At 41.0% G+C, this 13,006-nt stretch carries 10 protein-coding genes; all 10 read right to left on the bottom strand.

Translation table 11 applies throughout. The annotated features are described in order from the left end of the window. Positions 1 to 67 precede the first annotated feature (67 nt). The gene (locus tag ORI98_RS09535; RefSeq protein ID WP_261296888.1) at positions 68 to 829 is read right to left on the bottom strand and encodes a TSUP family transporter; all 762 of its coding nucleotides are present in this window, start codon (positions 827 to 829) and stop codon (positions 68 to 70) included. 201 nt (positions 830 to 1,030) lie between these two features. Continuing rightward, on the bottom strand, positions 1,031 to 3,016 hold the full coding sequence (locus ORI98_RS09530; RefSeq protein ID WP_306135077.1) for an NERD domain-containing protein kinase family protein: 1,986 nt from the start codon (positions 3,014 to 3,016) through the stop codon (positions 1,031 to 1,033). A 142-nt stretch (positions 3,017 to 3,158) separates the two neighbouring features. Beyond that, positions 3,159 to 3,542: a ribonuclease E inhibitor RraB gene (locus ORI98_RS09525; protein WP_306135076.1), complete on the bottom strand. Its 384-nt coding sequence runs from the start codon at positions 3,540 to 3,542 to the stop codon at positions 3,159 to 3,161. Between the two features lie 10 nt (positions 3,543 to 3,552). Beyond that, positions 3,553 to 3,774 (bottom strand): RNA-binding S4 domain-containing protein, encoded by a 222-nt coding sequence (locus tag ORI98_RS09520; protein WP_188843050.1) that lies wholly within the window; start codon positions 3,772 to 3,774, stop codon positions 3,553 to 3,555. A 63-nt stretch (positions 3,775 to 3,837) separates the two neighbouring features. After that, on the bottom strand, positions 3,838 to 4,644 hold the full coding sequence (locus ORI98_RS09515) for an SDR family NAD(P)-dependent oxidoreductase (RefSeq protein WP_306135075.1): 807 nt from the start codon (positions 4,642 to 4,644) through the stop codon (positions 3,838 to 3,840). Continuing rightward, positions 4,641 to 5,852, bottom strand: a complete 1,212-nt coding sequence (locus ORI98_RS09510) for an HD-GYP domain-containing protein (protein WP_261296892.1) — start codon at positions 5,850 to 5,852, stop codon at positions 4,641 to 4,643. Before ORI98_RS09510 ends, ORI98_RS09515 begins: the two co-directional genes overlap by 4 nt. A 106-nt stretch (positions 5,853 to 5,958) precedes the next feature. Continuing rightward, positions 5,959 to 6,438, bottom strand: coding sequence for a DUF2919 domain-containing protein (locus tag ORI98_RS09505; protein WP_261296893.1), 480 nt, complete (start codon positions 6,436 to 6,438; stop codon positions 5,959 to 5,961). Positions 6,439 to 6,496: 58 nt separating this feature from the next. Continuing rightward, entirely contained in the window at positions 6,497 to 8,503 is a 2,007-nt protein-coding gene (gene ligA / locus ORI98_RS09500) for an NAD-dependent DNA ligase LigA (RefSeq protein ID WP_306135074.1), read from the bottom strand. Positions 8,504 to 8,579: 76 nt separating this feature from the next. Then, entirely contained in the window at positions 8,580 to 9,500 is a 921-nt protein-coding gene (zipA, locus tag ORI98_RS09495; RefSeq protein ID WP_306135073.1) for a cell division protein ZipA, read from the bottom strand. A gap of 18 nt (positions 9,501 to 9,518) precedes the next feature. Beyond that, a complete protein-coding gene (locus ORI98_RS09490) occupies positions 9,519 to 12,944 on the bottom strand; it encodes an AAA family ATPase (protein WP_306135072.1) in 3,426 nt (1,141 codons plus the stop codon). Between the last annotated feature and the right edge of the window lie 62 nt (positions 12,945 to 13,006).

The following is a 13,006-nucleotide window of genomic DNA, read 5'->3' as shown; positions in this document are numbered from 1 at the left end:
TCAATCTAATCTAATTAAGATCTACACCACTTTGCAGCAGTGAGCACTCAATAAAATGGGACAACGATTACATGTATTGCGACCAGAGCAATTTAATACTCATGGCAAATGACATAATAACCACTAAAGGCTTAATAATTTTGATGCCTTTAGTCATCACTAACCGAGAGCCCAATGTTGCGCCAATCGCTTGGCCCACTAGCATAACCAACCCGAGCACCACAGCAACTTGACCACCAATGATAAAGAAGATTAATGACGCGATATTGGTAGCAAAATTAAGCACCTTAGCATGAGCGGTCGCTTTGGCTAATCCAAATCCCGCTAATGAGACAAAGGCTAAGGCAAAAAAGCTGCCTGTACCGGGTCCAAAAAAACCATCATAAAATCCCACACCCAAAGCTGCTGTAAACGCAAACAAGGTGGGTGTTAATACTTGTTGGCGATCATCTTCGGCAATTTTTTTAGAAAAAAGGAAGTAACAGCCAATGGCTAAGATGAGAAAAGGCAACACAAACTGAAGAAGCTCAACATCAATCATTTGCACCAGTATGGTACCAATAGCTGCGCCAATAAAAGCACAAATTAACGACAGCCTGATTGCTTTTAAATCAACCATGCCTTTGCGAATAAAATATAAACTCGCAAAAAAACTGCCACCACAAGCTTGTAACTTATTGGTTCCTAATGCCGCAGCTGGCGGTAAACCCGCCCACATCAATGCTGGAATGGTGATTAAGCCACCACCGCCGGCGATAGAGTCTATAAAACCTGCAAGCAGCGCAACGGCAAATAAAATCAGGCCAATTTGTAAAGTTAATTCAAACATGGGTCAAAACCAGTACAGGCAAAGAGAGGTATTAAACCTGCTTTAAAACAGAATTACAAAATATCATTACAGTAAAATACAAGGCCCCAATTCAATGGGGCATTCATACTCTGACGACAGTTTGTTTTCTATACAGCCCCTAGGCACTAGACACTAGACACTAACATTGATAAATCAGTACTTGAGTAGCGATCAAAATACTCACAGCCCTGCTTGAGATATCTCGGTGTCAGTTAAGCCCAATTGTTCGGCATAGGTTTGATTAGGCGCGATACGAAACTCAAAGCGCAATATCCGTAAGCATGCGTCAAATAAAGCATCACCAAACCATGATTTATCATACTGCATCAATGCATTAACAATACCGTCTGCGCCGCTCCCCCCTTTTAAATGGTTAGGGACTAAAGAGTCGATAAAGCTTGCTACCAGACCATATAAATCTTTTTCTGCGTCACCTTCTACAGCCCATAACGTTGGGTCGGCATATTGGGATGCATAGTGTGTGGCCGCAACATCTAGGCCCACACCAAAATTAACCAATGTGGCTTTTTCTTGTGAGCAAATAATGTTTTTAGGGCAAATTGCACCATGATAAATATCTAAGCTGTGCAAATATTGAAGCGCTGATAACAACTGTAAAAACCAATTGAAAGGCTGCCCCACCTGAATCTGTTTAACTTCATCAAGCGATACACCTTGTGCCCACGCCCTTGCAATAAAAAGCTCATTTGATTGAGGCAACTGACCAAAGCTCAATACTTTCTCAATATGGGGATGATAAATTTTCGACAAACTACGGTATATATTACTTAGCGAAGACCACTGGGTTTCAACATCACTGTAAATACTCACCACACAGGGGTAATTACCTTGAATGTGCATTGCTTGCCACAATTGGCTTCGTTCAGTCGATTCAATAAATTGGGTTAATCTATAGTGATGATCAATAACAGTGCCGCGTTCAATGGCAATATCATCAGGCACAGTGTCACACACGCCTAAATCGATTAATGCCGACAAATCACAACGGATCTCATCTAAATCAATGGTTTTACCTTTGGCGGCATCACGATACCAATGATAAATTCTAGGTTGTCTGGTGCGCTCTGCCAAAATCAAAAAAGTGTTAGCGTATTGGGCAATGTCTTCAGAGGTCTTCAGATTATCCTTGATGTCAATAAACTCGACGTCGGCATCATCTGAAATAAACACACAATGACTTTCCCAGCCACCAATCGTAAATCCACGACGATGAATTTGTTGAATGCCACTTAGACTTCGTCTAAGAATTTCTAGCAGCTGATAGGTACTTTGTTGCTCGACTTCAAATATATTTAACGGAATACCACGCGGCATTCGAATTGGCAGCACTAATTGTTCGCCATCATTAATGAGTGGCGCACAGAATGGCACACAACTGCAACCGGATAACGACTGCATTCGCTTAAACTCATTACGGAGTTTTTGTTCGTGAGCTTCGGCTTCCTGTTGATTTTCAAATTGGTTCATCACCAACACTTTCAACAACCAAGGTGCCGTCCAGCCTCCAGGGTTATATTCAGATTGCCACACCTCTAAACCTTGTTGTAAAAACAAGCACTTAATTTTAATAAAATCTTGAATCTTATTATTACGCTGCTCTACAACGGCCACTTGTCCAATAGTATCAAGTACCATTTCTTTTTGTGCTTTGGTTACGGCATGTTTATGTGGCGCGGTTAATCCCCATTCTTTTGTTAGCGCGGCAATAATTTTGGCTGGGGTATAAATGCTGAGCTTACCGTGATCTTTTTCAACTAAGATCTCCTCGCCTTTTCGACCAGTTACAAACACCATTCCCTGACACCAAGGGGCATAAACTCCTACAGGAATTTTGTGTTTTAATCTGCCAGCAAGTACTCGGGCAACATAATTGGCTTTTGATAAACTGTTATCGACATCACGCCCATCTAGTGACCACGCATGTAAACCGGCATTTAAACGGCCAATGTAACCTTTAACATCAACCACATAAACGCCCCACTCGCCTACCACCAAAGCATCCACTTCCATTGCTTGACCCGTTGGCGTAGGAATTTCAACATTGGTCAGCAGTAAGTAATCTTCAGGTAATTCTTCTGCGAGTAATGCAAATGCCCAGCGTTCAGCATCATTAACTGGGGTACCAAAACTGATATGCCTTGCCATAATAATCCATTTATTTGCTCAGTGAATGGCGAACATCCTAAGTATTAACAAACAAAAAAACCACCTAAAAGGTGGTTTTTACTTTAATTGAGCAAAATAACAGTATTCTACAAAATTGAGTTATCACAAACTTAGCAATAGCTTAATGGTGACAATGCTCATCATGCACATGGTCATCGGCAAAATCACCATCGCCATCTTGATGCTGCATCACGCCCCAACCATCAGAAATACCATCAAATTCTTTAGCAAAATCATTCAGCTGAGTTTCTTTAGCACTTAGAGCGTCATACTCAGGTACCATTTGAATACTCACAATGACTTCCCATTGGTTTGTTTCTTCATCAAAGTGAAGCTCTAACTCACCTTGCTGATCTTGTTGGGTTAACACTTCTATGGCAGATTCTGCATCACGTTTGTCTTCAAAGACTAGAAAAAAATCGACTTCTAACTCACGTGTCAAATCAATACCGGCTTCGGCCATTGCCGCAAGCATTTGTCCGTTATCATCATCAGGGAATTGCATGGGATTTTCCTTAAACTGCAGCCACAATTTTAATCGTTTGGCCGTTGAATGAAATCACATCACCCACGACACACTTTTTACGTTTACGGGTATCAACATCACCATTTACGGTCACTTGACCTTCAGTGATAACATGCTTTGCATCGCCACCACCATTAACTAAACCTTGTACTTTCAGAACTTTATATAGTTCAACGAACTCATCGCCGGGTAATAATGGAAAATCTACCATGGGTGGTATCACCTTGATTATCTAAATTAACGAGATCAAACGAAAATTATACCCTATGGCGGCTTAGCAAGCATCAAGCATTTTAATTGGATTGGGATGACGATAGCTAAAACCTAATTGCTGACAAATCAGATTGCCATCAATTATCTTACTTGGTGATATTTGCTGATTAAACTCAGGGACTTTTTCACCAAGATGCTCTGCTGCATGGGAGTAAAAGGTGGCTTTGGTAGGATGTTCTGGTGCACAAAGATTATATACATTGGCAACTTTAGGCGAGTGAAGAATTAAACTTACCGCAGCAATACAATCATCAAGGTGGACAAGATTAACCGCAAGGTTGCCGCCGCTTACATCCGTTTTACCCGCAAAAAAACGCCCAGGATGCCTTTTAGGACCAATCAAACCGGCAAAACGCACAATACAACTATGCTTCATTCGCGCAAATATGGATTCTGCTTGCAGCAAGATTTGGCTAACTTCGCTGTGTGGTTGAGCGTCGTCTTCTGTCATCACTTTATCTTCGTTGGGATAAACCCCTGTTGTGCTGACAAAAATAACCCGTTGGTACTGTTTGTCTCCAATCGTTGAGCTTAATGCTTCAAGATTCGCTAAATAGCTGGTTTCACCGCGACGTAGACCTGGTGGGATATTGATAATCAGCATATCACTATCCAATAGTTTTTTTGCTGAATTTATGGAGTATTCGGAAGCCAAATCCAATTGATATGCATCTATACCCACTTGAGATAATGGCTCTAAATCTTGTTGTTGTCGCTTGTTGGCTTTTACAAAATACCCTTGTTTAATCAGTGATTCTGCTAATGGAAAGCCAAACCAGCCACAGCCAATAATGGTAACGGATGTCATAGAGCGCCTTGATAGGAAAAATGATTAAAGTAAAAATTAATAACGTTATCGGCTTGCAATGTTTTGATGGCGCCATCGCTCAAAGTGTCTTTTTTGATCACTTCAACAATTTCGACTTCACCGTCGATTAAAAAACGTAAGCTGGCGCTGCCGCCTTTGTCATTACATGCCCAAACGTGTGGTTTTTTAACTTCCCCCGTGGTCATCATGACTTTGGCAACTTGATCATCAGATAATTTTACTAAGGTGCCCGGAGGATATATCCCCAATACCTTGACCAGTAGAGAAATTAAATTATCAGCGTGTTTACCTACGCGCTGTTTAAATAATATCCCCAATGCCAATTGCGGCGAATGATATTGATGCAACAGCATTTGATAATCATTCACTAACGCTACTATTTGGGTGGTTTCTAATATCTCGTCTTTGGTGAGATGATCTGGATAGCCTGTACCGTCAATATATTCATGATGATGCAGGATTACATCAAGCACCGCACTCGGGAAAAGGTTACTACGATTGACTAAATCAAAACCTAAATTGGGGTGCATTTTCATGAAATTCATTTCAGGTTGAGTTAATTCGCCATGCTTACGACGAATATCATCTGGCACTTTTAATTTACCGATATCATGCAATATACCACCAAGGGCAATGTCTCGAAGCTTCGACTTATCTAAACCATTTGCATGGCCTATTACCATAGACAGTACCGCGATTGAAATACCATGTGCTGTAATACTCGTATCTTTCTCACCGTGATCGACTAACGATAAATTGACGGTATCAGACTCAAATAAATGCTCAATTAAATCTTCAACTAATGCTGCAGACTCGCGGTACATTCCTTCGGGATCACTAACGACTTTACTGAAAATATTACGGCTATCATTTATGGCTTTAATAAAACGTTTTTGGCCTAAGCGCATCGATTTTTTCGCTAAGCCCTTGTGATCCGTTTCAACCACTTCCTCTGTAACATCTTCTAGGCTTTCGGTCGTTTCCTCGGTTAAAGGTAATAATTCGTGGCCAGAAATAACATAGACAAAATCAATATCAAGCTCATTGATGATTGCAATTTGCGAGGCTTGCTCAAGTTTAATTTTATTAATAAAAAACGGGTTTTTGGTCCATGGCAAAGGCAGCTTAATGGTAAGCCCTAACACAATATTAGACAGGGGTATTTGGGTTAACTCTTGTTTAGCCAATGAATATGTCTTCCATACTGAATAATTGTTTTGGACGCCTACGTCTAAATCAACTTAAAAGTTGAACTACTTACACTATAGAATAAATGAACTAAATTCGTCGTTTTTATTTTTCTGGCTCATCGACAACTTGCCAATCGTTGAAGTAATAATGTAAACGTTTCGACTTCAAAACATAAATACTGATCCAAAATAAAAATAATGCATCTAATGCATAGCTTATTTTAAATAAAAAATCATCGTGGATTAAACGTTGGATGAGCATGGCAGCGTCGATTAACAGCAATAGCCATAATATTGCTTTACCACGCTTAAACCATGGAATAAGCCATTGCCACTGACGTTTTCTCTCAGCTATCACTAGTCCGTAAAGCAGCACGGCACCAACACCAGCAAACAAGGCTAAAATAAAATCTTGTTTGTGTGGATAAAACAATCTGACTAAGCCCGACCTGTCATTAAACTGAGTCAAGGATGCGATAAAAACACACCAACCTCTGGCTAGAAATACCAACACAATATACAAAAAATACGGGGGCTTAATATGTCCTTTATCATCAAGCCAAGTAATATTGCTAAAATTCATGATACACATTTAGCCTTATTGCAATAACACTCATCAATGCTTCACCTCAATCCGTGTATTAAGATTGTAAAATTGCCATTAAAGCTTGTTCGTCGATCACTTTAACACCCAATTCTTGTGCTTTGGCTAATTTTGAACCCGCGGCTTCACCTGCCACTAAACAATCAGTATTTTTAGACACACTACCAGCCACTTTTGCACCTAAAGCTTGTAATTGCGCTTTAGCATCATTGCGGTTTAACACATTTAATGTACCCGTTAATACCCAGGTTTGGCCTTTTAAACTTAATTCACTGTCATCAACTTGTTCGATTGACGGCCAATGAATGCCACTTTCAATTAATTTATCAACCACCTCAAGATTATGCGGTTGAGCAAAAAAGTGATTAATGTGCTGAGCAACAATATTGCCCACATCATCCACCGCCAACAACTGCTCAAGTGATGCACTTCTGACTGCCTCAAGGGTTTTAAAATATGCAGCCAAATTAGCCGCAGTGGCTTCGCCGACTTCTCGAATGCCTAGGCTATATAAAAAACGCGCTAAGGTTGTTGATTTCGCATCGTTAATCGCGGCAACTAACTTGGTTGCAGACTTCATTGCCATACGGTCCAGCATAGTGATTGCTGAGGCGCTCAAACCAAATAAGTCTGCAGGACTTTTGACCAACTCTTTATCAATCAGTTGCTCAACAACTTTATCGCCCATACCATCTATATTAAGTGCTTTGCGTGAAGCAAAATGTTTTATGGCTTCTTTACGCTGAGCTTCACAAAACAAACCACCTGTACAACGGGCTACCGCTTCACCTTCAATACGCTCTACATCACTTTGACATACAGGACAATGCTGTGGAAAAGTGATGTCGCAAGCGTCATCTGGACGCTTTTCTAGTACTACGGCCACAATTTGCGGGATCACATCACCTGCGCGTCGAATGATCACGGTATCGCCTACTTTTACCCCTAAGCGGGCAATTTCATCGGCATTGTGTAAAGTGGCATTAGACACTGTCACCCCGCCCACAAATACTGGCTGTAATCTGGCAACTGGGGTAATTGCACCTGTGCGTCCGACCTGAAAATCAACCGTTTCCAGTAAGGTCATTTCTTCCTGTGCAGGAAACTTATAAGCAATTGCCCAACGCGGCGCTTTAGCGACAAAACCTAAATTAACTTGTTGCTTGATGGCATTAACTTTAATCACTACACCATCAATTTCATATTCAAGCGTGCTTCGACGATTTAAAATATCTTGGTAATAAGCATAAACTTTGGCTAACTCATCACAAACCTTCACTTCAGCACTAACCGGCAAGCCCCATACTTTTAGCTGCTGCAACTGTCCATAATGGCTGGCTTTCATCGCCTCAGCCTCACCTTCAACCACCCCTAGCGCATAAGCATAAAACCCTAAGGCTCGTGATGCGGTGATCTTACTGTCTAATTGACGTAAACTGCCCGCAGCCGCATTACGTGGATTAACAAATACCTTGTCGCCCTTCGCTATTTGACGCTGATTTAATGCCTCAAATGCCGCTTTAGGCATAAAGACTTCGCCGCGCACTTCTACGAGCTCAGGGTAACCTTCACCGCGAAGCTTTAATGGGATTGATTTAATCGTGCGCACATTTTCAGTGATATCTTCACCTACTGCACCATCACCACGAGTTGCCGCGCGCTCAAGCACGCCATTACGATAAGTAATCGATACCGCTAAGCCATCTAGTTTCGGCTCACAAACATATTCCACAACGCCCACTTTGTCAGTTATCCGCTTATTAAAGCTTTCAAAATCAGCCTGTTCAAAAGCATTATCCAAACTTAACATGGGTTTTAAATGAGTTATTTGATCAAATTTAGCTAAAGCTAAGCCACCCACTCGCTGAGAGGGTGAGGAGGGTGAGATAAATTGGGGGTTTTCACGTTCAAGTATGAGTAAACGCTGCATTAAGCGATCATATTCAGCATCGGGGATGGTAGGAGAGTCGTCAACATAATAATGAATATTATGTTGGTTTAGTGCTTCAGATAACTCGGCCATTTCAATTTGAATTGCTTGCATAAATTTGATCCGTAATACAAAAAATTAAGGCCGCATCGGCGGCCTTATTATGCTAATAAAAAGGGATAAATGGGGTTTAAGCCGCAGCGATTCTACGCTTGTAATCTTCTTTTGCCGTATCATCCCATGGCTGACGCTTGCCATCTAATAACTCTGCGCCTAAATCATCCACCAGCTGTAAAGCGGAATTTAACATTATCGTAAAATTCATTTTAGGGTCACCATAACAAGGAAGTGTCATAAATAACACCACACCGTCAGTAACAAACTGCTCCATGTTATCTGGGTCAAATGTGCCAGGTTTTACCATATTCGCCAATGAAAATAACACCTTGCCTGTTCCAGCATTATCAATATGGCGATGGAATATTTCCATATCACCAAACTTAAAGTTTAATGATAATAAAGCGGATAGCAGCTCAGCACCTTGTAATTGCTGCCCTGTTTTAGCGACAACATGCAAAACCAATACATCGGTAGGATCGGCAAGCACTTGAGGCTCTTCGACAACTTCTTCAGCTTCAGGTTCATCTTGCACAACGTCAGGGTTTGAATAATGCTTTGGTTTATCAATTGGTTCCATTTGCACAGATTTTATATCTTGGCTTGTCGTCAGCGTAATTTGAGGCTCTTGTTCAAGCTCATCGTCTATTGACGGCATTACAGGTTCAGACTTAGCCTTGCTGATTGCCTCTGCAGCCACCAAGGGCTCAGCCGTTTTTGCGTGCTGTGGTTTAAATAACCCTGCGGTTTTAAGGATCGGCTTGGTAACCACAGGCTCAACATCCGTAGACTTTAATACTCGAACAGGGCCAATACCGTCATTATCGAAACCTTCAGAATCGCGACGTTCTGCTTGCTCTTTGTAAAAGTTTGCCATAGGGCTTTGTTTCATTGACTTAGGTTGTTGTTTCCTTATCGACCAAAAACCGTGCACAAGAACCGCAATAATTGCGATTGCACCTAAAACTAACAACACTAATTGTAAATCTTCCATTGTCTACTTGATTCCTATTTATACTGCGTCAGCAAGCGCTACCGCGGCTTCAATATCTACAGCAACTATACGCGAAACACCCGGTTCATGCATAGTGACGCCAATAAGTTGATCTGCCATTTCCATGGTGATCTTGTTGTGGCTGATATACACAAACTGCACACTTTGCGACATCTCTTGTAATAAACGACAGAATCGTTCTACGTTAGCGTCGTCCAAAGGGGCATCAACCTCATCCAACATACAAAAAGGTGCTGGGTTTAATCTAAATATTGCAAATACTAATGATAAAGCGGTTAACGCTTTTTCTCCACCACTAAGTAAGTGAATGGTACTATTCTTTTTTCCAGGAGGTTGGGCCATGATGGTCACCCCCGTATCAAGCAAATCATCATCTGTTAATGCTAAGTAGGCTTTTCCACCACCAAACACTTTAGGAAACAGTTGCATTAAATCATTATTTACCGCTTCAAAGGTCGCTTTAAAACGCGATCGCGTTTCTTTATCTATCTTTCTAATCGCGTCTTCTAAAGTTGTTAGCCCTTGATTTAAATCGTTATCCTGACTATCTAAATACTGTTTTCGTTCATTTTGCGTATCATACTCTTCAATAGCGGCAAGGTTTATCGCCCCTAAACCATTAATTTGATTACGTACTTTATCTAACGCAATGGAGCATGACTTTATGTCAAAACCGTCGGGAATACTATTAATTGCACTTTGTAACTGAATTTGTTCATCTTGCAACAACTGCAATTGTACATCCGTTTGGCCTTTTATTCCTTCACGACGTAACTTTAACGTGCTTATCTTTTGAGTCAAGTCTTGTAATGTGACAAGCTGTTGTTTTTGCATCATTAGTGAAGTGTCTAAGCTTTGTTGTAAATTAGCTTGTTGTTGGCGATTAGCATTCAACTTGAGTTGGTTTTGTTGTTGAATATCAAGCTGTATTGCTAATTTCTGCTTAAGATTATCACGCTCTGCTTTCGCTAACGGGTCCTTTTCTAAATGACCATGCTGTCCAATCGCATCATATCGCTCCGTCAGCTCTTGTATTTTTTCAACTTGCTGTGCCAATTGTTGCTTAGTTACAGCAATTTGGGTATTAATTTGCTGCAAGGATTGGTTGAAATGGGCACCTTGCCTTTCACGTTCTGCTCGCTGCGTTTTTAAATCACGTAGTTGAACGCTTGCCTGCTCAAAAGCCTGCTGAGCTTGTTGCTGTTGCTGTTGACATAATTGATTTTGGTTATCAAGCGCTTCCATTTGAACTGACAAGGCTTCCACTTCAAGTAATTGCGCTTGCTGATGTTGCTTGGCTAAAGTTAACTCTTGAGTTAATTGTGTTTGATGCTGTTCACGACTGTGTTTTTGTTCAACCGCTGCATCATATTTTGCCTGTAATTGGGTTTTTGTTACCAGTGATTGTTGTAACGTTTGCTGATGTTGACCTAATTGAACATTTATCGCTGCTAACTGGGTTGTTTGTTCAGTTTGATGGTGTAATGCCGCAGCTGTTTGAATTTCAAGTGCAGCCACGCTTTCAATTAATGTTTGTTGTTCAGTGGTTAAACTGATCACCGATTGATGGCTAGATTGCGCTAAAACAAACCCATGCCCAAGCAAATAGCCGTCTTTTGAGGCAATAATGGCTGATGCAGACAAGCTAGAAATTTTGTCTTTGGCTTGTGCCAGCGTCTCAACAAAACTAACCTCGGTTAACCAAGGCGCTATATTGACTGGGCTTGATAAAGCTTCATGCTCAAACAATACCGATGACCTTACAAAACCATTATTGATGACATTATCAGAGTGCTTGTCATCTAAAATGAGCGCTTTACTGATTGATTGCAATAACACATCTACGGCTTTTTCATAGCCTGGGGTCACATTAATGACTTGCCATAATTGCTGTGTATTGTCCTTACCAACCTCATTAACTAACCACTCATTTATCAGCTGCAGTCTTGCTTTGGCACTGGCAAGCGCATCTTTAATATGGTGATAAGCACCTTGAGCTTGAGTTAAATGATGTTGTTTTTTAGCCAACTCAACATCTAATTGCTGTTTTAGCGTTTCTTTGTCGCTAATTTGAGTCGTAATATTGGTCAGTGTGCTTTGATGTAACTGAATGTCCTTTTCAATATCATGTTGTTGTAACTGTTGCAGCTTTTGTTGTAATACCGGAATCGTTTGTTCATGCTTGTGCAATAACTGTTGTTGATGCTCATAACGTGATTGATACACTGCAAGTTCTGTTTTTACCTGATTGAACTTGCCAGCAGCATCGTTATATAACTGTCTGAGATGATCGCTATTCTCATCCACTTGATGCACTTGTTCATCAAGGATTTCAAACTGCATTCTGACTTCATCTTGCTGAGGTGCAAGGCTAGACTGCTGCTGTAATGCTTGGTTTAACGTTTGTTCATATTGCTGATACTTTAATTTAGCCTCATCAATACGCTGTTGTATGGCTAGCTGCTCTTGTTCTCGTTGAGAATCTTGTAATTGTTGATGTTTTAATTGCTGTTCAAACTTAGCAATTTCATTACCAGCTAGATAATATTGTTCAACCAGTTTTTGTTCACTGTCTATTAACTCGTTTAATTGCTGTTGTAATTGCAATACGACATTTTCAGATGAATGCTGATCCGCAGCAAACTCACTTTGCTGGCGTTCAAGGCCAATCAATTGTGAATGCATCTCGTCAGATTGGCGTAATAAGTCTTGATAACGACCAACAAGCTGTTGCGTATGCAGCTCACGTTCCTGTGATTTTAACGCACGATATTGTTTCGCCTCTTCAGCTTGCTTGGCTAAACGCTCAATTTGTCCGCCTAATTCTTGACGGATATCGTTAAGACGTTCTAAGTTCTCACGGGTATGGCGAATGCGGTTTTCAGTTTCACGGCGACGTTCTTTATAGCGCGATATGCCAGCAGCTTCTTCGATAAATACTCGTAGCTCTTGCGGTTTGGACTCAATTAAACGCGAAATAGTCCCTTGTTCAATAATGGCATAGCTACGAGGCCCCAAACCGGTCCCCATGAATAAGTCGGTAATATCTTTTCGGCGGCACTTTTGACCATTGAGAAAATAAAATGATTCACTGTCGCGATTAACTTGACGCTTGACCGATATTTCTTGATAACTGGCATACTGACCAGACAAACGACCTTGAAGGTTTTCAAATATCAGCTCGACCCCAGCAACTGAGATAGGCTTTCTGGCTGTTGAGCCATTAAAAATAACATCCGTCATCGAGTCGCCGCGGAGGTTTTTAGCGCTACTTTCCCCCAGCACCCAACGAACTGCATCAATCACATTGGATTTTCCACAGCCGTTTGGACCTATAATGGCGGTTAACGCATGGTCGAAAGGGATTTTTGTAGGGTCTACAAACGACTTAAATCCAGCAAGTTTTATTTGTTTTAATCGCATTGTTGCCGGTATGGTTTGGTTAAAATGAATGAAACGCTGTTCACTTTAGCAATTGACGCGCA

Source organism: Shewanella sp. ULN5 (assembly GCF_030731885.1).
Taxonomy (GTDB): Bacteria; Pseudomonadota; Gammaproteobacteria; order Enterobacterales; family Shewanellaceae; genus Shewanella; species Shewanella holmiensis.
Note: the sequence above shows the minus strand (reverse complement) of the source record. Positions and strands in the feature narration are given on the sequence as shown.